Below are 19,301 nucleotides of genomic sequence, written 5' to 3'. Positions count from 1 at the left end.
CCTACACCTTCTTCTGGCTGATCTGCGCGAACAGGCCGCCGGGGCGCAGGATCAGCACCAGCAACATCAACACATAGGGGGCAATCTGGCCGACGCCGGACGGCAGATAGCGACCGGCGAAGGGTTCCACGATGCCCACCAGCAGGCCGCCCAGCAGCGCCCCGGGCAAAGAGCCCAGGCCGCCGATCACCGCCGCCGCAAACGCCTTGATACCGAACAGCAGTCCCACGGAAGGCTCCACCGCCCCCTTGGCGGCAAACATGACCCCGGCAATGGCCGCCACCACCCCGGACAGGGCCCAGACAATGGCATTGATGCGTTTCACCGGAATGCCCATGTAGTAAGCCGCCATCTGGTTCTGGCTGCTGGCCTGCATGGCCACGCCAAGACGGGTACGGGCAAAGAAGAAGTAGAGAATGGAGGTAAGCGCCACCGTGGTAATGATGATCACCGCGTCCACCACCGGGATCATCAGTTCCCCCAGTGTCCAGACCCGGCCAATAAAGGGCGTTTCCAGGGAGGTGGGATCATGCCCCCAGATCACCCCGGCCACGAAGCGGATCAGAAATCCGAGGGCGATGGTCAGAATCACCATGGCAAATTGCGGTTGGCCAAAGATGGCTCGCAGCACGAAACGATCAAGGAGGTAGCCGAACAGGCCGAGGATCAGGGCGGCCAGGGTGATGCCTACCAGAAAAGGCAGGTCCGCGTAGCTGGCATTGATGAAGGTAACGCCGAGAAAGGCTCCCAGCATCATCATGTCGCCCTGGGCGAAGTTGACCGCTTCGGATGCCTTGTAAATCAGTACAAAACCCAGCGCCAACAGCCCGTAAATACAGCCATTGGCAATCCCGCCGACCAGCAGCTGGAGTATATCCATGGTCCCTCTCTCCCGGGGGGTTATTATTCTGTTGCTTTTTTATTCAAGTGTTCCCGAGCCTAGCGGAAGTCCGACATTCTCACCAGTATGTAAAATGTAACAGGATCCGAACAGGCCGGAGGGCTATCCGTTATGCCTGTATTTTTCGCCGCTTCCGGTATGCTTGGCTGCCGTTTAGCAAACCCCACCCGCTCATGAATGTAAATGATCCCCTTCGCATTGATGCCATCGCCCGAGTCCTCAGTCTGGCTTTTTACCGGGACCCCCTGTTTTGCTATTTCTTTCCGGATGACTCGCGCCGGCTGGCCCAGTCCCGCCATACCTTCCTGTTTCTGGCTCGCCATGCTCAGCACCGGGGAGAAATCTGTACCCCACCGGGTTCCTTGGACGGCGCTGCGCTGTGGCTGCCCTCCGACGCACTGCATCGGAGTGTGATGGATATGCTGCGCTTTGGGGCTCTGCCCATGTTGCGTCAAGGGCCGGCGGCAGTGAAACGGCAACTGGATGCTGGAGACGCCATGCAGAAAGTCCACGACGGTCTGATGAGCAAGCCCCATGCCTACCTGTTATTACTGGGGATTGATCCGCAGCATCAGGGCCGGGGCTTGGCCACAAGGCTGCTGGAGCCAACGCTGGAGCGGTTGGACCGGGAGGGGTTCCCTGCCTATCTGGACACCCATAACCCGGACAATGTATCGCTGTACCGGCGTTTCGGGTTCGAGGTGGTGCATGAGGCGCCGATGCCGGGAACGCAGGTGCGGCATTGGGCGATGGTGCGGGGAAACCGCTAGCAAAGCATTGTTGGAGCTTTGCTCGCAAAGCGAAGAAACATCAGCAGGCTCATTGCTGAATTACGGGCCTTCGCCTTGCAAGCAAGGCTCCAACAGAGACAAACGTCGATTCAGCCCACGCCCTGACTTTTCAGGTAATCGTCATAGCTGCCGTGGAAGTCGACGATACCGGTGGGAGTGATTTCGATAATCCGGGTGGCCAGGGAGGACACGAATTCCCGGTCGTGGCTGACGAACAGCAGCGTTCCCGGGTAGTTTTCCAGGGCCAGGTTCAGGGACTCGATGGATTCCATGTCCATGTGGTTGGTGGGCTCATCCAGCAGCAGGATGTTGGGCCGTTGCAGCATGATCTTGCCGAACAGCATGCGCCCCTGCTCTCCCCCGGAGATCACTTTCACGGATTTGCCGATATCTTTCTGGGAAAACAGCAAGCGGCCCAGGGTGCCACGGATCACCTGCTCGTCGTCCTTCTCCTGCCCCCACTGGTTCATCCAGGCGAACAGGTCCATATCGTCGGCAAAGTCGTGGGCATGGTCCTGGGCGTAGTAACCCAGTTCACTGTTCTCGGACCATTTCACTTCCCCGGCGGTGGGTGCCAGATCCCCCACCAGGCAGCGCAGCAAGGTGGATTTGCCAATGCCGTTGGGACCGATGATGGCGATGCGCTCGCCCACTTCCACGCGCAGGTCGAGACCGGAGAACAGCGCTTCGTCAAAGGATTTGGCCAGCCCCTTCACTTCCAGCGCGTTGCGGAACAGCTTCTTGTCCTGCTCGAAAATAATGTAGGGGTTCTGGCGACTGGAGGGTTTCACCTCATCCAGCTTGATCTTGTCGATCTGCTTGGCGCGGCTGGTGGCCTGCTTGGACTTGGAGGCGTTGGCGCTGAAGCGGCTGACAAAGGTTTTCAACTCGGCGATTTGCTGTTTCTTTTTTGCATTGTCCGCATGCAGACGCTCGCGGGCCTGGGTAGCCGCGGTCATGTATTCATCATAGTTGCCCGGGTACAGGCGCACTTCGCCGTAATCCAGGTCTGCCATATGGGTGCAGACACTGTTCAGGAAGTGGCGATCGTGGGAAATGATGATCATGGTGCACTGACGCTGGTTGAGCACGTCTTCCAGCCAGCGAATGGTGTTGATGTCCAGGTTGTTGGTGGGCTCGTCCAGCAACATGATGTCCGGATCGGCGAACAGGGCCTGGGCCAGCAGCACGCGCAGTTTCCAGCCGGGGGCAATCTCACTCATGGGCCCAAAGTGCTGCTCCACCGGAATATCCAGGCCCAACAGCAGCTCACCGGCGCGGGATTCGGCGGTGTAGCCGTCCAGCTCGGCGAATTCCGCCTCCAGCTCGCCGACGCGAATGCCATCTTCCTCGCTCATTTCCGCCTTGGCGTAGATGCCGTCGCGCTCTTCCTTGATCTTCCACAACTCTTCGTTGCCCATGATCACGGTGTCCACCACCGAGTATTTCTCGTAGGCGAACTGATCCTGGCGCAGCTTGCCGATGCGCTCGTCCGGGTCCTTGGACACATTGCCCGAGGACGGCTCCAGATCTCCCCCGAGAATCTTCATCAGGGTGGATTTACCGCAGCCGTTGGCGCCGATCAGGCCGTAGCGGTTGCCGTTGCCGAATTTCACGGACACGTTTTCAAACAGCGGCTTGGCACCGAACTGCATGGTGAGGTTGGCGGTTGTGAGCAATGTTTTGATCCGGTTGGAAAAGCGAAAAGCGCGGCTGATCAGAGATATCAACGGCGAGAGTGCGCGCGAGGCGCGCGCATTGTCGCACAGCGGTCGCCTCCGGGACAGAGCCAGAAGCGAGTGTAGGGTGCACTGAGCCTGAGGCGAACTGCACCACCCAGAGCTGGATTGGATCAGACACCGTAGGGTGGATTAACCGAAGGCGTAATCCACCAAAGCCACCACCCCGGACGTCGGATCCTATGATGGTGCAGTTCGCCTTAGGCTCAGTGCACCCTACGGGGAGATGAAGAAGGAGGAACGGTGCTAGTAGCCGCTGAACATTTCGGCGGATTCGCCTTCCAGCACGTAGCCGGCGGTGCCGTATTCGGTATCCTGGCTGGACACCTTGAGGGTACCTTCCAGCCACAGGGCTTCAAAGACCAGATCCAGGGGCACGCCCTGCCCTTTCATCTTCACCAGAACGATCTGGTTGCGGGGCGGCGGCGGGGTGTGGATACAGGCGCCGAAGTACGGCACCAGCAGAAATTCACGTACGTATTCCTCATCACCATCCAGCGGCACGCCATAGCCCGGCAGACGCACAACCGTATTGTCCAATTCCGACTTCAGGGGCGCTTCGCGCCAGGCCTTGTCGATGGCTTCCATCATCTGCTCGCCACGGGCATCGCCATCGTCCACGTCTTCCGGTGGCTTATCTCCATAGATCTTGTTGAAGAGCTGTTCGTAGACCTGATTGACGTCGTAATCGGCGGGCACCAGGTCATCCCATTCCAGCTCTCGGGCTGCCCAGCCGGGCAGACTGACCAGCAGGCAGAGACAGATAATCAGACTACGCATGTCAGTTCCTCGGGGTCAGGCCATCGGCCAGACTGTTGCGGAAGGCCTTTTCCGCCGGAATCATGCCGGCCAGGGAACCGGCCAGCAGGATGGCCGCCAGGGTCGGCAATTCGCGCAGGGACAGGAAGCTGTCCGGCAGACGCAGGGACCATTCGGCCAGGGCCAGCGGAGCCAGCGCCCACTGTGCCACAAACAACAGCGTCAGACCCAGCAGGCTGCCGATCAGAGTGAGGAACAGGCTTTCCCCTACGATCACGCCATAGACAGCAAGCCGGCCGGCACCGGCGGCACGCAGTACCGCCAGTTCGTGTCGGCGGCCTTCCAGGGCGGCCAGAATGGTGGACACCAGCACCAGTAGCGCCACCAACAGAACCGCCAGGGACGTGGCACGCAGGGCATTTTCCCCCACCGCTGTCATGCGCCACAGGCGCTGCAGCTGGACACCGGGAATGATGGCGCTGAGCGGCTCGGCTTTATAACGGGACAGTTCCCGCTGCAGGCTGAGCACGGCGGTACGTCGTTGCAGACCCAGCATAACCGCATTCACGGAATCCGGGGTATCGGCCTGCTGACCCGGCAGCGGCGGCAACCCGGAACGAAACTGGCCACCGCTGTGAATGGCGGCCATGCCGGCCAGGGAAATATGCACACTCTGATCCACCGGCGTGCCGGTGGCTGCCAGCACCCCCACCACGGTAAAGGGGTGGTTGTCGTGTTCGATAATGGCCGGGCCGCTGGCGCCATGGGCCAGCACGATATCGTCACCGAGCCGGTAACCGAGACGCTGGGCCACGGCACTGCCCAGTACCACCTGATCCGCCCCGGCAAACCACTCGCCGCTTCCCAGCGACAGGGCCCGGTCCCGCCCATAGCGGTAGTGGGCCAGATAACTGTCGTTGGTGGCCACCACCGGAAAGCCACGATGGGAATCCCCCAGGGCGATGGGAATCCACCATTTCACATCCGGATGATCCGCCAGATGCTGCACGGTTTGCCAGCGAATCCCGGCGGTGGGATCGCTGAGCCGGAACACGCTGTACAGCAGGATATTCATGGGACCGCCGCGGGCACTGACGATCAGATCGATACCGGACACGGTGCTGGCAAAGTTGGCGCGCACCTGGTGACGCAGACGCTCGATGCCCACGATCATCACCAGACTCAACGCGATGGCCACAACAATCAGTGTTGCCGAGGTTTTCCGGGTACGCAACGAAGCAAGAATGATCCTAGGCAGCATGGTGCCCTCCCCCGTTCAGTGCGGAAAACGCCACGCTGCGATGGAAACGGTCTGCCACCTGACTGTCATGGCTGACCATCAGCAAGGCACTGCCCGCGTCTTCGCATTGCTCGCAAAGCAGGGTCAACAGGGTATCGCGGCTATCGGTATCCAACGCGGACGTGGGCTCGTCCGCGATGATCAGACCCGGCTTGCCGAACAGGGCCCGGGCCGCGGCCACCCGTTGTTGCTGCCCGAACGACAATTGCCAGGCCGGTAGTACCGAGGTGGCGGCATCCAGCCCCAGCCGGTTGAGCAGGTCCTGGGCGGCGTCCCTGCGCTGGCGGTGATTGCTCGCCCCTGCACGCTCACAACGGCGTCGGGAAAAGCCGGCACTGAGGCAGACGTTCTCCACCCCGCTCAGATACGGCAACAGGTTGAAGGCCTGGAAGATGACACCAATATGGTCCGCCCGGAAAGCATCCCGCCGTCGCTGTGACAGTGAGGAAAACGGTTTGCCGGCCACCCGGATATGGCCCTGCCGGGCCGGGCGAATCCCGGTGACCAGCGACAACAGGGTACTTTTGCCACAACCACTGGGACCATGAAGCAGTACCCGCTCACCGGGCTGCAGGGCAAAGTGGTCGATATGAATAAAAGGCCGGGCTTGCCCCGGGTGCTGATAACGCAGGTTATCCAGTTCCAGTACCACGATTACTCCAGGGGAATGCGGGTGTCGCCGGGCGCCAGGCGGAGGGCCCCCTGCCCTTGCGGCAACAACAGGACCACTTCCGTGGTCAGCCCGGAAAAGGTGTCCAGAAACGGCAAGGTAATCCGGGTCAGCTCACCCGGGGACCGACACTGGAAGGTCCACTCCGCTTCCACATCCACATGATGGTCGTGGTCGTGGTCGTGGTCGTGGTCGTGGTCGTGGTCGTGGTCGTGGTCGTGGTCGTGGTCGTGAGCATCCACGTCAGGAAACAGCGACGCAACAGTGCTGCGGGTGGCATGGTTGAGCCGACACTCCGCCGCCTCGGACGGTAACGGTTCACTCACCTGTTTCAGACGGTCCTCATAACGGACCCGGGCAGCGGCATCCGCGGGGGGCTGCTCAGTGCCGAGAATATCCATCAAGGGTGCGCGGAAACTAACCGTCAGACTCTCGCCTTCCACCACCACGGCCGCTTCCGCCAGGCCATGCTGGTGCACTCCCGCGGCAAGCGCCGGAAGGCTGGCCAGCAGTGACAGCCCAACCACCGTTTCACGCAGTGCGAATCTCTTCATGATGCCCCTCGCAGTCACATTTCTTGCAGGCGCGAATATTGCCAATATGCGCAGTCACCAGACAGATTCCGACCAGAGTGGTGAGCAGGGGTTCCCACAGGGTGCCATGGAACGCCGATTCGAACACCGCAATCAGACACAACCCGATCAGGGCCATCAGACCTGGCAGCAACACCCAACGCCGGCGGTGGTGACGATAGCCCACCACCATGGCCACTACACTGACCGGCACAATAATGACCAGCAGTGCCTGATGAAACAGCTCCCCCATGCCGCCAAACAGGGACAGTAAACCGATTGCAAACAGCCCGGCTACGCTGGCCACACAATGGATCATACACAAACCGGACAGGGCGATGGCCGCCTGGTCCAGACGTAAGCGGGACATGGTTGTCTCCAGAATCTTCAACGGGTTTTTGAATCGTTGGCACCTTGCAGGCAAGGCGCCAACCATCCCCGCGATCCGCGAGGGTTAATGCGCAATACAGCTGGCGCAGCGGCCATGCACTTCCAGCAGGGGATTCTGCTGAGTCACAAATCCCAGGCTGTTGATACTCTGCTGCAACTCACTGATGGCTGCCCCCGCCATGGGGGTTTCCTGAACGGCACCACACTCGTCACAGAGCAGGAACACGGTGCCCTGGTGTCCGTGGTGACAGGTGATGTGATCACAGGCCAGGTACTGGTTGGTGGAACTGAGCCGATGAGCGAGCCCCTGTTGCACCAGAAAATCCAGCGCCCGGTAGATGGTCGGCGGCTGGGCGTTGCTCTGATATTGGCCCTTGAACTGGTCCAGCAACTGGTAGGCACTCTGCGGACCGGACTGAGCCAGCAACAACGTCAGCACCTGACGACGCTGGGGCGTCCAACGGACACCCTGATCGCGGCAATGCTGTTCGGCGCTGGCAAGAATACGGTCAATGCGGCTCATGGGAATCCTATATGTCCAGGGTGACCAGCAAGCGTTGCTGACCGGGAGACACGGGCGGGGACCGGTGGACCACACCCGAGCCCGGATTATCCCGCCAGGTGTCGCCTTTGAACAGGGCGACCTGCCCGGCCTGTAATTGCTGCACGCTGTCCGCGGCGTAGCGCCCTTCCTGGTCCACGCCCGGCACCAGCAGCCCGGCCGGCACAGAAGGTGCCGGCAACCACTGGCTACCCGGGCCGCCATAGGTGCACAACATGCGCACCGGGATACGGTCCACATGGAAGCGAGGGCACATGGGTTTCTCCAGGGCCGTGACGCGCAGGCCCACGCCGGTGGTACCGAACAAACAGGCCATCATCTCCGCCAGCAACGCCAGGTCCTCACGCAATGGGGCGAAATCATCGCCGGGCAACGACCGGGCAATGGAACCGGTCAGGTCGCTGGCATCCAGCCAGCTTTTTATGGCCATTTTCCTGCTGCAGGCCAGCGTTACCCGCTGCGGGTCAATCGGGCTGCGCCGATCCCAGACGGCCACCTGTACCGGGTCCATCATCACATCGGCCAGAACGGCGGCATCATCACGCATGCTCAAACCCGGGGCCGCATAGGCCGCAGGCAATGTCCTTGCCTCGATCATCCTGCCATCTCCCACTGCGGGAACGGGTCCTCCAGTTGCTGCCAGAGTTCCTTGCCCGCGAGCATTTCTTCTTCTGTAAGCAGGCAGGCATCCAGGGCCTTCCGGGTGGCCTCCGGCTGCAGGTTGTGGCCGATGAAAACCAGCTCCTGGCGCATGTCGCCAAAGGGCTCCTGCCATTTCTCCATGATCATGGCGCGATAGTCCGGGTCTGTGGGCCAGTGCTTGTCCGGCACGGTTTTCCAGAACAGGCCGGCAGGTCCGTGGTGGGCGATCTCACCGGCCTGGCTCCAGTTGCCGGCAAATTGCGGGCGGCTGGCCAACCAGAAAAACCCCTTGGAGCGCAACAGCGTTCCGTAGGGCCAGGGCTGTTGCAGAAAGTCCCAGAACCGCTGCGGATGGAAAGGACGGCGGGCCTCATAACTGAAGCTGCTGATACCGTATTCCTCGGTTTCCGGCAGGTGCTCACCGCGCATTTCCTTGAGCCAGCCCGGCGCCTGCTGGGCTTTTTCGAAATCGAACAGGCCGGTGTCCAGCACCGCATCCAGCGGCACCATGCCGTGCCTGATGGGTATGATACGAGCCTCCGGATTGAGCAACCGCAGGGTGGCGGTGAGCGTTTCCAGATCGGCCTCACTGACCAGGTCGGTTTTGCTGATCAGCAGCACATCGCAGAATTCCACCTGCTCCACCAGCAGATCCACCACATTGCGCTGGTCGTCCTCGCCCAGGCTTTCGCCCTCTTCCTGAAGGGTGCGGGCACTGCGGTAATCACGCAGAAAATTCACCGCATCTACCACGGTGACCATGGTATCCAGCCGAGCCACCGTAGACAGGCTGTCGCCGTTTTCGTCTTCGAAGGTAAAGGTTTCCGCCACCGGTAGCGGTTCGGAAATACCGGTGGATTCAATCACCAGGTAATCAAAACGCCCCTCCCGGGACAGCCGGGTCACTTCCAGCAACAGGTCTTCGCGAAGCGTGCAGCAGATGCAGCCGTTGCTCATTTCCACCAGCTTTTCTTCGGCACGATTCAGGGACACCTCATTGCTGACCAGCGCCGCGTCGATATTGATCTCGCTCATGTCATTGACAATCACGGCCACACGGAGCCCGGCACGGTTATTGAGAATATGGTTAAGAACGGTGGTTTTGCCGGCGCCGAGAAAACCCGACAGTACAGTGACGGGTAGCTGGCGCGCGGGGGCAGCTGGCTGGGTAGTCATGAAATCATCCGGTTCGTGAATGGGCATAATGTCTTTCGTTGGCCTCCAGCCGGGTTAAGCAGGCTGCTGGGTGGCATTCATGTAATCCGCCTCGGGCATGGCCAGCAGGGCCTTTTCACTGAGCACGTCCAACATGATGGCCTCCCTTTTAAGTTATGTTATAACATAACAATTGGCATACACAATCACAGCAACGGAAATCACGCCCATGGCACTCCCGATTCCTGCCAGCTATGGCGAATGACGACTTTGCATTACTGAGGTTTGCGGACTAGCTCTGACAGAAGCCTTCATACACCAGCGCCTGGCGGCGCTGGAAAATCCCGATGACTACATGACCCGGAAATTTATCGCTCTGTACGGAGAAGCCCCACAGGCGACAGACCCGGACCTGGTTCGCCCGGGCTCTGAACGAGCTTACTGGTTCCCCTGCTCTGGACCGGCGTTGAAAGGCTCCACCTTGTAGCCCGCATCCTCGAACATCACCAGCAGGCTGTCCGGCCCGCCTAGATGCAGTGCGCCTACCAGCACCAGGCTCGGCGTGCCTTCCGTCATGGCCTGCTGGATTTTCGGATACCACTGGCGATTACGATCGATGATCAGATTCCGGTAGATACCGGGATATTCGCTCTCCATTTCATCCGCACCCAGCAGAAGATAGAGGCCGTCCAGATCGCCTTCCCGCCAGGCATTAACCGCCTGTTCCATCATGCCATCCATGTGCTCGATACCTTCCAGGGAAGACTCGATCAGGGCGTCGCCACTCTCCTCATTCAATTGCGCCATGAATGACAGCAGGGTATCGCTGGATTCCAGAAAACCCATTGACTTGCCCTGCTCGCTCGCCCGGGTGAAATAGTATTCATCAACACCCCGGCCAAAGCCCTGACGCCCCAACTCATGGACCGTCATGGCCATGGCGACCATGGCCGGCTTGAAGCTCTGGTAAGTGGCCAGTGGAAAGTTGGCCTGGGCGGCATAGTCCTGCAATTGCCCCCAGACGGGATCGGACAGATCCTTTTTCAGGGTGCGGCCAGCCGGCTGCATCATCATCTGCGTCAGTCGCCGGGAAAAGGCCGGCGTGGCGGACTCAGCCAGATTCGATTCCAGATACAGCTGGTCCGCGTCCTTGTATGCCTGCTGCATGGCCGTTGGTGGCGGCAGGTCCGCCGGGCGCAGAAAATGCACAGTGGCCCCCAGCCAGATACGCTTGCCCTCTTTGCTGACTTCCCAGACCGGATCCGCCTGGAGGCCGGGTGCCAGAGACACCAACACCGCCAGTACAGCAACCCGCCGAATAATCCATAACCCCATCATCATGCCCCGTTGTTTTTCTTTCAGTGTGTCAGCTTGCGGAGAAAAAGAAAGATGACGGCCTCCTTTGCAGACCTGACCGTGCCATAAACGCCATGCTAGGGTTACGGACCATGGATACGATCAAACAACTCGAAACGATCATGGGCCAGCTGGTCGGCTTTCTCTGGGGACCACCGCTGGTGATCCTGCTGGTGGGTGGCGGCCTCTTTTTTCTGCTCTATTCCCGCTTGCTGCCCTACCGCTACCTGCCACAGAGCGTACGTTTGCTCTGGCGCAAACCGGACCGCGATGACCCCGGGCAGCTGTCCCATTTCCAGGCTCTCAGCACCGCCCTCTCCGGCACGCTGGGCATGGGCAATGTATCCGGCGTGGCCATTGCCATCGCCATGGGTGGCCCCGGTGCCATCTTCTGGATGTGGGTCAGTGCGCTGGTCGGGATTGCCACCAAGTTCTATACCTGCACCCTGGCCGTGATGTTCCGTGGCCAGGACAGTGAAGGCCAGTGGCAAGGCGGCCCCATGTATGTGGTGCGCGAGGGGCTGGGAAAAAAATGGCTGCCGATGGCGTACTTCTTCGCCGTGGCCGGGCTGCTGGGTACCATGCCGATTTTCCAGATCAATCAACTGGTCCAGGTGCTGCGCGACACCCTGGCGATTCCAGCGGGCCTGGCCAGTGACAATGCGCATTTCACTTTCGATCTGTTGCTGGGCCTGGTGCTGGCACTGCTGGTAATGATGGTGGCGCTGGGGAAACTGCCACGGCTGGGGCGGGTCACCGGCTTGCTGGTGCCGACCATGGTGGTCGGTTATCTGCTGCTTACCGCTGTGGTGCTGATCAGCCATGCCAGTGACATCCCGGCGGCCTTTGCCATGATTTTCCAGGATGCGTTCAGTGGCAATGCCGTGGCCGGTGGCGTGGTGGGCAGCGTCATTATTACCGGCATCCGCCGGGCGGCCTTTTCCAATGAAGCCGGTATCGGTACCGAAGCCATGGCCCACGGCGCCGCCCAGACCAGGGAGCCCGTCCGCGAGGGCATGGTGGCCATGTTAGGGCCGGTGATTGATACGCTGATTGTCTGTACCTGCACCGCTCTGGTCATTCTCATCAGCGGCGTCTGGCAAAGCGGTGAAAGTAACGGTGTCACCCTCACTGCCAACGCGTTCGGGGACCTGTTCCCCCATGGCGGCGCCGTGATTCTCGCGGTACTGGTCTCCCTGCTCAGTCTGAGTACCGTTTTCACTTTCTGGTATTACGGCAGCAAATGTCTGGGCTTTCTGATCGGTGCAAAATACCAGCACTATTACATCTGGTGGTATCTGGTACTGGTTGTGCTGGGCTCAGTGGCATCGCTGAAACTGGTGGTGAGCCTGGTGGACTCCATGTATGCCCTGATGGCCATCCCCACCATGACCTCTGCGCTGCTATTGGCTCCCAAAGTCAATCGGGCGGCGCTGCAATACCTGAAATCGTCTCAAGCATCGCCGTAAGCTGTTCAAAGCTGGCAAGATGCCAGTCCGTCTCGGCCTGGTAGTTGCCAGTTTCCTGAGGGTCGTAAAAACAGCTGATCATCTCCGCCCGCCGGGCGGCCTGCAGGTCATAAATGAAATCCCCCACGTAGACCAGGTTGGCAGGCGGCAGCCCCCAGGCATCCGCAATCTGCAACAAGCCGTCGGGCGCTGGCTTGGGGGCGCAATCCTCGCGGGCCAGCATCATATCCACCCGGATGCCAAGACGCGTCAGGGTCAGATCTGCCACCTCCCGGGCGTTCCGGGTCAGGATCGCCGTGGGCAGATTGGCCCGCTCGCAATACTCAAGGCATTCCCGGGCACCGGGCATCCATTGGGCCCGTTCGGCGCCCCGGCGCTCATGCTGGAGAACGATTTTTTCCGCCGGGGACCGGTCCTCTTTCGGAAGCGATGCAATAAATTCCAGCACCCCCACCCCTTCCGGACAGGCCAGTTCGTGGCGGATGGCGGTAAAGTCCAGCCTGGAATCCACCAGGGTGCCATCCAGATCGAAGATCAGTCCCTGTATCGATGTCAGGGTGTCAGTGTCAGGTGTTTTCATTCAACCAGTGTACCCCGCCAGGCTGTGAAGCCGGCAACAAGGGGCGCTACCCCCCACACCAGATCTGGGTAATACTGTCAGTCACATTGATTAAGGAGTGATGCTTATGAAACGCTTTGGACAAGCACTCACCGGCCTGGCCCTGCTGACATTGGTACCTCTCGCCAATGCCGGCGGGATTTATATCGGGGGCGGCCTCTATAACGCCTCGGTGGACGAAAACGTCGACGATGTGAAGTTCGATGACGATGACACCACCGGCGCCCTGTTTCTTGGTTGGCGCCCCATCGAGTTGATTGGTGCAGAAATCGGCTACTACGATTTCGGGGAACAGGAGGCTGACAACGGTACCCGCATCGAAGGCGGCGCCTTTACCTTGGCTGGGTTGTTGAGTCTTGAGCTGGGCCCGGTCGGTCTGTATGGCAAGGCCGGGGTGGCAGACACTGATTTCGATATCCGCAATGCGGGCGGAGACGATGACGACTCATCCACAGACGCTTTTGGCGGGGTTGGTGCCACCGTTGACCTGCTCGACAAACTGTACCTGTATGGCGAGTTCGTGCATTTCGACAATGATATCGGCGTCGATATGATCGGCGCAGGTTTGCGCTATCATTTCTGACCAGGCCGCTACAGACGAGCCCACCGGGCTCGTCTTTAGGTCAGCCCCGAACCGTCGCCGGATTAACGGTCTTCGCTGTTGATCCGGTCCAGAGCCTGTACCCGGGCGAGTTCTTTCTCTTCGAAAAGTCGTTGCTGCAACCGGGCCAGCGCCACCTGTTGGTCCGTGTGTGACAACCCACTGTTGATCAGCTGCAGGCGCTCCTGTCGATATGCCTGGTAACGCTGCTCCCAATCCTGACGCTGTTGCTCCAGGGCTTCGAAACGTTCTGCCGCCTGGGGACCGAAAGTCTGCTCCCGTAATGCGCGAATCTCCGCTTCGCTGGCGCCCTGCTCGCGCATTTCCCGGGTGCGCTGTTGCAGCCTTATCGGAGCGCGGGTTTCATTCAGCATCTGTTGCAGGCCCGCGGGCAGATTCTGTTCAAGGGCAGCCAGTTGCTGGTCCCGTTCCACCGGCGTCAAATTGTCATTCTCTCGCACAGCCTGCTGTTCAATCATGTAGCGATCATAGGTCATATCCAGCCCGTAAAAAGCGTCGGCCACTTCCGGCCCCAGATACGCCTGCTGCATATCGTGTCGCTGCGTGATGGCCTGACGCATGGCTGCGACACTGCCATCGTGCTCCGGCAATTGCTCCATAGCTTCCCGCAAGGCCATGTACTGCTGGTAAATCGTCCAGGCCTGGCGTGCAGCCTGGGGAGGAAGTTGTTCTGACAAATACCCGGCAAGACGTGCCTGAATATCTTCCAGGGGCTCTTCACCCACAGCCGTCAGGAAATAGTCAAACACCTGACGGACAGCAGGATTGATCACCAGGTCTCCATTGGCGTTAACCAACAGTTGGCCATCCACACGGGTCCCCTGGAGCGACGCCGGTGTCGGCCCCACGCTCTGCGCCCGCTGACGGAAATGATCATAGCCTTCCGTGTCAGTCAGGCCGGCGATTTCAGGCTCAGAAAGGGAGGTACTGGCGGTATCCCGTGCCGGCTCCGCTGTGCGGTGGCTCTCAGGGTCTCCCGGCAAACCCCAGATCAATAATACGGCCATCAAGAACAGCAGCAGTGCGCCAAAGAGGTAGCGTTTTTCCATGGTCACTTCCTTTATTGTTGTTTTTAGGAGCCTGTCTCTGATTCATTCTCTTCCAGACCCAGCAGGCGACTGAAGAAAGGTGATGCCATCATCTCTTGCCAGTCGTGTCTATTACCCAGCATGGCAATACATAATCGCCCCATGACCTCAATGTAACGGGGCATCTCGGTATGCTCAGCCTGCATACAAAACTGATACCCCAGGTGTTCGATGCCCTGCACCAGGGAGGTTAACGCCAGATCATCCGGCGGGGTTCGGCCGTGCCTGACCATGCTGCTGTGCAGGGTGGAAGCAATGCGTCGATTGTGCTCGTCACGATATCGCGAAACCGGGGAGGAACGATCATGCAATTCCCGAAATCGCGCTTCCATGAGCAATCCCTGTGAGCGGCCCCAGTTCAGATACCCGCTCAGGGCCATGGGCAGGTAGTCATAAAACTCTTTCTGGGGTTGCTCGAAAATCCTGACAAATAACTGCTCCACTTCCTGGTTGCATTGGCGAACAACCTCATCAATCACATCCACGGCGGAAGAAAAGTATTTATAAAAGGTGGGCCGTGACACCTGCGCCTGCTTGAGTATCAATGCCACCGTTGTCCCATAGGTGCCGTGCTCACCGTAGACTTCGCGGGCCGCATCAATGATACGCTCACGGGTATCCGCGGTTTTTCCGGCAGGCCTTCCCCGCCGTTTCTTCTGCCCTGCAGCAGGCTCCATACAACTCACCCTTAATATCGGTGTTACTTTACTACAGCTTGCCCGGTTAGCCAGACATCGACCATGACCGTGGCTAAAACGCCTGGAATCAGGACCTTGTTGCTAACCTATGCACAATTAAACCATTATTTTTGCACCTTTATAACAAATAGGTATTAACATTGGTGTTAATTAATGATTGGGATTCCTTTATGGTGGTCTCACTCCTGATCAGGGAGCGCTCGGCGAAGACCTGGCAGTACCGCCGATAATAATAAACAACAAGGTGATGCCAATGATGAGATCCTCAAGAGCGCCCCTGGGCGCACTTACCCTCCCCCTATGTCTGCTGTTGTCCGCCCTCAGTCTGCCTGCCCATGCCGGCTGGTTCGATTGGCTGTTCAAGGACACCTATACCGAAACCCGTTACCCCATCGTGCTCAGCCACGGGCTGTTCGGCTTTGATGACATCGCCGGCTACAACTACTGGTACCGGATTCCCGAAGAACTACGCCGCAGTGGCGCCAAGGTCTATGTCACCCAGGTCGCTGCCGCCAACAGTACGGAAGTGCGCGGCGAACAGCTGGCCCGTCAGGTGGAAGCCATTCTGGCTGCCACGGGCGCAGACAAGGTGAATCTGATCGGTCACAGCCATGGCGGCCCGACGGTGCGTTATGTGGCATCGGTATATCCGGACTATGTGGCATCCGCCACCGCCGTTGCCGGCCCCCACACCGGGGCCCGCATGGCCGATGTATTGCTCGGCTTGCAGGAAGCGCTGCCACTGACCGGGAATGTGATTGGCAATATCGTCAATGCAGCAACCGGTTTTCTGGATCTGATTTCCGGCGGGGGCTACGACCAGGATTCCCTGGCCGCTCTCTATTCCCTGTCCACACCCGGCAGCACGGAATTCAACAGCCATTACCCGGAAGGATTACCGGAAGATGCCTGCGGCCATGCGCCGGAAATGGCTGACAATGGCGTACGCTACTACTCCTGGTCTGGCGCCAAGCCGCTGACCAATGTGCTGGACATCAGCGATGCCGGTATGGGCCTGCTTGCTCTGCTTTACCTTGGCGAGAAGAACGACGGTCTGGTTTCCAGCTGCTCCAGCCATCTGGGCCTGGTGATCCGGGATGACTATCGCATGAACCACCTTGATGAGGTGAATCAGATTGCCGGCCTGGTCAGTCCTTTCGAAACCAATCCCACCGCGGTATTCCGTCAACATGCCAACCGCCTGAAAAACCGCGGGCTCTGAATCCGGCAAACAAGAACACAGCGGGAGAGCTGTTCTCTGGGGGCGCCTTTATGGCGCCCTTTTTCTTGGGTTTTTCGCGGATAGAGTGAAGAAATACTGCGATGGGTCTGCAGACATATGCGATATCAAGTACGTAGGCTCAGTGCACACTACGCGATCTGCATCGGTGGTCATTCAGATTCAAGGTTCTGTCATCCTCACCGCTATTCCCGGGCAGGCATCACACTGTCATGCAACCGCCACTGGCTTTTGCGAAAACCAGGAAGGATACTGGTCGGCTGTTTTTTTGCGCAGCCAGCTTGACCTCAAGTCAGGTTGAGACTTTAGGGTTCTTCAACCGCTCCCCTGTCGAAAAGCAGGCACCGGAAACGACAACCTGATACACGCTGTTGCGAGGAAGACACCATGCCCACCCCCCAAGCCGCCACCCGTCGCGAGTGGCTGGGACTGACGGTGCTGATGCTACCCACCGTATTACTGGCACTGGATATGACCGTGCTGCATCTGGCGGCCCCCCACCTCAGTGCCGACCTGAAACCCACCAGCGCCGAGCTGCTGTGGATCCTGGATATCTATGGCTTCATGATCGCCGGCTTTCTGGTAACCATGGGCACACTGGGTGATCGCATTGGTCGTCGTCGGCTGCTGCTGACCGGCGCCACCGCTTTTGGCGTTGCGTCAGCCCTGGCGGCCTTTGCCACCAGTGCGGAAATGCTGATTGCCACCCGCGCGCTACTCGGCATTGCCGGGGCCACCCTGATGCCTTCGACTCTGTCGCTGCTGCGAAACATGTTTCAGCTGGAGCAGGAACGCACCGTGGCAATTACCGTGTGGATGACCGGTTTCATCGTCGGTAGCGCCATTGGCCCGCTGGTGGGTGGTGCGCTGCTGGAGTTCTTTTGGTGGGGCTCGGTGTTCCTGCTGGGGGTACCGGTGATGCTGTTGCTGCTGGTGTGCGGACCGCTGCTATTGCCGGAGTTTCGTGATGAGGAAGCCGGCGCCCAGGACTGGACCAGCGCCCTGCTGTCGGTGGCCATGGTACTGGCGGTGATCTACGGTCTGAAAGATATGGCCCGCAACGGAGTATCACTGATACCGCTGCTGTCCATTGCGCTGGGCCTCGCGATCGGCGTGCTTTTTGTCCGTCGTCAGCGGCGGCTGGCCGAGCCCATGTTTGATCTGTCGCTGTTTGCCATCCGCACCTTCAGCACCTCGGTGGCGGCCATGATGCTCACCATCCTGGCCTTGTCCGGCGCCTGGCTGATGGTATTCCAGTACCTGCAGGGAGTCCTTGACCTGTCGCCACTGGAGGCCGGACTGGTGATGCTGCCGCCGGCCCTGGTGCAGACCGCAGCGTCCTTACTGATCCCCCGACTGACCCGTTATCTGCCCCACTGGCAGCTGGTCAGCGCCGGGCTGATTATGGCAACCGCCGGCTTGCTGATTCTGCTGCTGGTGCACAGTCCCGCCCAGATTCCCTTGCTGATCGTGGGAATGACCGTGATGGGCGTGGGCGTGATGCCGATGATGATCCTGGGCACCGACATGGTGGTCAGCGCCGCACCGGCACGCAAAGCCGGTGCGGCGTCGGCCACCTCGGAAACCGCCACGGAACTGGGTATGGCGCTGGGTATCGCCGTGATCGGCAGTATTGGCGCGGCCGTTTACCGGCAACATATGCTGGAGCAGCTCCCTGCGGGATTGCCTGAGGAGCTGTCACTGGCTGCCGGGGATACCCTGGGCGGGGCCATCGGTGCCGCCGCGCAGTTGGGCCCGGAGCTGGGCGCGCCGGTGATGGCCGCCGCCCGGGAGGGCTTCAGCCTGGCACTGCATACCAACTCCGCCATTGGTGCAGGGATTCTGGCGATGACCGCCGTATTGGTAGCCGTGATGCTGCACAACCGCACTCCGGACGATGCCGCAAACGCCGAGCCGGCACCGCCTACTTCACCCGATCAACAATAACCCGGGTGTCACCGGCCTCGCTCGGGCCTGCACCGAAGGCCGCCACCAGGGTGGGGCCTTCGTGCAAGCGCACCTGCTGGCGAATCCTGTGGCGCCCGTCACTACTGCTGCCGTAGGCGATATCGAGAGAGAAGCTGTCCTTGCCCAGGCGGTCAATTGCCACGGCATAGCCCTTGCCGCTGACTTGCCAATGGTGACGACGGTCACTCTGGTAGAGACGAATCACCCAGTCGCGGCCGCCCTCGTCATTACCCTGCTCCACCACGCGGATACCACTGTCCGGTACCCCATGGCGCTCCATCACCAGAAAGTGGAAAACACTGCCAATCGCCACCAGGCACACAACAGCGCTTAACAATAGACGCCACTTTCCCGTCATTGCCGACCTCTATCAGCTAACTAAAACCCATTGTTTCAATTCCGTGATCGACTGTCACAGTGGAATTGTAATTTTCGGCCAACAGGCGTTAAGTGGATGACAGGATCATTGGAGAAAAGGTGGTATAACAATGAAAATGCATATCATGCCAATTCGCCGGAATCTCAAATTTCATGTTCCGGATGAGAAGGTACTCAATTGGCACAGTTGGGGCCCCACGGTCACCCAGTTCTTCAACACGCTTTCGCTGTTTTTCCCGGAAGGCGAGCGCTTCTTCATCAATAGCGTGCGCAAGTATCGCGACCGCATTGACGACCCGGAACTGCAGGAAGCCGTGCGAGCCTTTATTGGCCAGGAGGCCATGCACGGGCGCGAGCATGAAGACTACAACCAGAAGATGGT

At 59.7% G+C, this 19,301-nt stretch carries 21 protein-coding genes; 6 read left to right on the top strand and 15 right to left on the bottom strand.

Going from position 1 to position 19,301, the window contains the following annotated elements; all coding sequences use genetic code 11:
- Position 1 precedes the first annotated feature (1 nt).
- Entirely contained in the window at positions 2–880 is an 879-nt protein-coding gene (locus tag A0251_RS08090; protein ID WP_062816359.1) for a branched-chain amino acid ABC transporter permease, read from the bottom strand.
- Between the two features lie 194 nt (positions 881–1,074).
- Here A0251_RS08090 and A0251_RS08085 point away from each other — a divergent pair, with 194 nt between their 5' ends.
- Positions 1,075–1,671 carry an N-acetyltransferase gene (locus A0251_RS08085; protein WP_062816358.1) on the top strand — a complete coding sequence of 199 codons (597 nt, stop codon included), beginning with the start codon at positions 1,075–1,077 and terminating at the stop codon, positions 1,669–1,671.
- Positions 1,672–1,781: 110 nt separating this feature from the next.
- Here the strand turns inward: A0251_RS08085 and A0251_RS08080 are convergent, their stop codons facing one another.
- The 10 genes from A0251_RS08080 to A0251_RS08035 all read right to left on the bottom strand — a co-directional run bounded on the left by A0251_RS08080 (position 1,782) and on the right by A0251_RS08035 (position 10,822).
- Entirely contained in the window at positions 1,782–3,371 is a 1,590-nt protein-coding gene (locus A0251_RS08080) for an ABC-F family ATPase (protein WP_062816357.1), read from the bottom strand.
- A gap of 306 nt (positions 3,372–3,677) precedes the next feature.
- A complete protein-coding gene (locus tag A0251_RS08075; RefSeq protein WP_062816356.1) occupies positions 3,678–4,211 on the bottom strand; it encodes a DUF3299 domain-containing protein in 534 nt (177 codons plus the stop codon).
- 1 nt (position 4,212) lies between these two features.
- Positions 4,213–5,451, bottom strand: coding sequence for an ABC transporter permease (locus A0251_RS08070; RefSeq protein WP_062816355.1), 1,239 nt, complete (start codon positions 5,449–5,451; stop codon positions 4,213–4,215).
- A complete protein-coding gene (locus A0251_RS08065; protein ID WP_231874191.1) occupies positions 5,441–6,142 on the bottom strand; it encodes an ABC transporter ATP-binding protein in 702 nt (233 codons plus the stop codon). The genes A0251_RS08070 and A0251_RS08065 overlap by 11 nt, the downstream gene beginning before the upstream one ends.
- A 2-nt stretch (positions 6,143–6,144) precedes the next feature.
- On the bottom strand, positions 6,145–6,714 hold the full coding sequence (locus A0251_RS08060; RefSeq protein WP_062816353.1) for a DUF2796 domain-containing protein: 570 nt from the start codon (positions 6,712–6,714) through the stop codon (positions 6,145–6,147).
- Positions 6,692–7,102 (bottom strand): MerC domain-containing protein, encoded by a 411-nt coding sequence (locus A0251_RS08055; protein ID WP_062816352.1) that lies wholly within the window; start codon positions 7,100–7,102, stop codon positions 6,692–6,694. The genes A0251_RS08060 and A0251_RS08055 overlap by 23 nt, the downstream gene beginning before the upstream one ends.
- Before the next feature lie 84 nt (positions 7,103–7,186).
- Positions 7,187–7,645 (bottom strand): transcriptional repressor, encoded by a 459-nt coding sequence (locus A0251_RS08050; RefSeq protein ID WP_062816351.1) that lies wholly within the window; start codon positions 7,643–7,645, stop codon positions 7,187–7,189.
- A 7-nt stretch (positions 7,646–7,652) separates the two neighbouring features.
- Complete coding sequence (locus A0251_RS08045; protein WP_231874190.1) at positions 7,653–8,282, bottom strand: DUF1826 domain-containing protein; 630 nt, start codon at positions 8,280–8,282, stop codon at positions 7,653–7,655.
- Positions 8,279–9,502: a zinc metallochaperone GTPase ZigA gene (zigA, locus tag A0251_RS08040; protein ID WP_062816590.1), complete on the bottom strand. Its 1,224-nt coding sequence runs from the start codon at positions 9,500–9,502 to the stop codon at positions 8,279–8,281. The genes A0251_RS08045 and zigA overlap by 4 nt, the downstream gene beginning before the upstream one ends.
- A 417-nt stretch (positions 9,503–9,919) precedes the next feature.
- A complete protein-coding gene (locus tag A0251_RS08035) occupies positions 9,920–10,822 on the bottom strand; it encodes a TraB/GumN family protein (protein ID WP_062816350.1) in 903 nt (300 codons plus the stop codon).
- 107 nt (positions 10,823–10,929) lie between these two features.
- Here A0251_RS08035 and A0251_RS08030 point away from each other — a divergent pair, with 107 nt between their 5' ends.
- Positions 10,930–12,306, top strand: coding sequence for a sodium:alanine symporter family protein (locus A0251_RS08030; protein WP_062816349.1), 1,377 nt, complete (start codon positions 10,930–10,932; stop codon positions 12,304–12,306).
- Here A0251_RS08030 and A0251_RS08025 read toward each other — a convergent pair.
- Positions 12,257–12,886, bottom strand: a complete 630-nt coding sequence (locus A0251_RS08025; protein WP_062816348.1) for an HAD family hydrolase — start codon at positions 12,884–12,886, stop codon at positions 12,257–12,259. The genes A0251_RS08030 and A0251_RS08025 overlap by 50 nt on opposite strands.
- Positions 12,887–12,992: 106 nt before the next feature.
- On the opposite strand from A0251_RS08025, the gene A0251_RS08020 reads away from it, so the two are divergent.
- Entirely contained in the window at positions 12,993–13,508 is a 516-nt protein-coding gene (locus A0251_RS08020; protein WP_062816347.1) for an outer membrane beta-barrel protein, read from the top strand.
- Between the two features lie 62 nt (positions 13,509–13,570).
- Here A0251_RS08020 and A0251_RS08015 read toward each other — a convergent pair whose 3' ends face one another.
- Both A0251_RS08015 and A0251_RS08010 read right to left on the bottom strand, forming a co-directional pair.
- Entirely contained in the window at positions 13,571–14,596 is a 1,026-nt protein-coding gene (locus A0251_RS08015) for a lipase secretion chaperone (protein ID WP_062816346.1), read from the bottom strand.
- A gap of 23 nt (positions 14,597–14,619) precedes the next feature.
- Complete coding sequence (locus A0251_RS08010; protein ID WP_062816345.1) at positions 14,620–15,312, bottom strand: TetR/AcrR family transcriptional regulator; 693 nt, start codon at positions 15,310–15,312, stop codon at positions 14,620–14,622.
- A gap of 274 nt (positions 15,313–15,586) precedes the next feature.
- Here A0251_RS08010 and A0251_RS08005 point away from each other — a divergent pair, with 274 nt between their 5' ends.
- Together A0251_RS08005 and A0251_RS08000 are read left to right on the top strand one after the other, a co-directional pair.
- On the top strand, positions 15,587–16,555 hold the full coding sequence (locus A0251_RS08005) for a triacylglycerol lipase (protein WP_307188432.1): 969 nt from the start codon (positions 15,587–15,589) through the stop codon (positions 16,553–16,555).
- 405 nt (positions 16,556–16,960) lie between these two features.
- Positions 16,961–18,520 (top strand): MFS transporter, encoded by a 1,560-nt coding sequence (locus tag A0251_RS08000; RefSeq protein ID WP_062816344.1) that lies wholly within the window; start codon positions 16,961–16,963, stop codon positions 18,518–18,520.
- Here the strand turns inward: A0251_RS08000 and A0251_RS07995 are convergent.
- A complete protein-coding gene (locus A0251_RS07995; protein ID WP_156478267.1) occupies positions 18,498–18,899 on the bottom strand; it encodes a hypothetical protein in 402 nt (133 codons plus the stop codon). The genes A0251_RS08000 and A0251_RS07995 overlap by 23 nt on opposite strands.
- Before the next feature lie 130 nt (positions 18,900–19,029).
- On the opposite strand from A0251_RS07995, the gene A0251_RS07990 reads away from it, so the two are divergent.
- On the top strand, positions 19,030–19,301 hold a 272-nt coding region (locus tag A0251_RS07990), incomplete at its 3' end, for a metal-dependent hydrolase (protein WP_197461883.1).

Source organism: Alcanivorax sp. NBRC 102024, assembly GCF_001602235.1.
Lineage (GTDB): Bacteria > Pseudomonadota > Gammaproteobacteria > Pseudomonadales > Alcanivoracaceae > Alcanivorax.
Note: the sequence above shows the minus strand (reverse complement) of the source record. Positions and strands in the feature narration are given on the sequence as shown.

What these genes read in the sequence shown, in the direction of transcription:
- A0251_RS08025 (WP_062816348.1), bottom strand. Translation starts at nt 12,886, where the DNA reads ATGAAAACACCTGACACTGACACCCTGACATCGATACAGGGACTGATC.
- A0251_RS07995 (WP_156478267.1), bottom strand. Translation starts at nt 18,899, where the DNA reads ATGACGGGAAAGTGGCGTCTATTGTTAAGCGCTGTTGTGTGCCTGGTG.
- zigA (WP_062816590.1), bottom strand. Translation starts at nt 9,502, where the DNA reads ATGACTACCCAGCCAGCTGCCCCCGCGCGCCAGCTACCCGTCACTGTA.
- A0251_RS08000 (WP_062816344.1), top strand. Translation starts at nt 16,961, where the DNA reads ATGCCCACCCCCCAAGCCGCCACCCGTCGCGAGTGGCTGGGACTGACG.
- A0251_RS08010 (WP_062816345.1), bottom strand. Translation starts at nt 15,312, where the DNA reads ATGGAGCCTGCTGCAGGGCAGAAGAAACGGCGGGGAAGGCCTGCCGGA.
- A0251_RS08005 (WP_307188432.1), top strand. Translation starts at nt 15,587, where the DNA reads ATGATGAGATCCTCAAGAGCGCCCCTGGGCGCACTTACCCTCCCCCTA.
- A0251_RS08035 (WP_062816350.1), bottom strand. Translation starts at nt 10,822, where the DNA reads ATGATGATGGGGTTATGGATTATTCGGCGGGTTGCTGTACTGGCGGTG.
- A0251_RS08075 (WP_062816356.1), bottom strand. Translation starts at nt 4,211, where the DNA reads ATGCGTAGTCTGATTATCTGTCTCTGCCTGCTGGTCAGTCTGCCCGGC.
- A0251_RS08060 (WP_062816353.1), bottom strand. Translation starts at nt 6,714, where the DNA reads ATGAAGAGATTCGCACTGCGTGAAACGGTGGTTGGGCTGTCACTGCTG.
- A0251_RS08030 (WP_062816349.1), top strand. Translation starts at nt 10,930, where the DNA reads ATGGATACGATCAAACAACTCGAAACGATCATGGGCCAGCTGGTCGGC.
- A0251_RS08070 (WP_062816355.1), bottom strand. Translation starts at nt 5,451, where the DNA reads ATGCTGCCTAGGATCATTCTTGCTTCGTTGCGTACCCGGAAAACCTCG.
- A0251_RS08055 (WP_062816352.1), bottom strand. Translation starts at nt 7,102, where the DNA reads ATGTCCCGCTTACGTCTGGACCAGGCGGCCATCGCCCTGTCCGGTTTG.
- A0251_RS08050 (WP_062816351.1), bottom strand. Translation starts at nt 7,645, where the DNA reads ATGAGCCGCATTGACCGTATTCTTGCCAGCGCCGAACAGCATTGCCGC.
- A0251_RS08090 (WP_062816359.1), bottom strand. Translation starts at nt 880, where the DNA reads ATGGATATACTCCAGCTGCTGGTCGGCGGGATTGCCAATGGCTGTATT.
- A0251_RS08045 (WP_231874190.1), bottom strand. Translation starts at nt 8,282, where the DNA reads ATGATCGAGGCAAGGACATTGCCTGCGGCCTATGCGGCCCCGGGTTTG.
- A0251_RS08020 (WP_062816347.1), top strand. Translation starts at nt 12,993, where the DNA reads ATGAAACGCTTTGGACAAGCACTCACCGGCCTGGCCCTGCTGACATTG.
- A0251_RS08085 (WP_062816358.1), top strand. Translation starts at nt 1,075, where the DNA reads ATGAATGTAAATGATCCCCTTCGCATTGATGCCATCGCCCGAGTCCTC.
- A0251_RS08015 (WP_062816346.1), bottom strand. Translation starts at nt 14,596, where the DNA reads ATGGAAAAACGCTACCTCTTTGGCGCACTGCTGCTGTTCTTGATGGCC.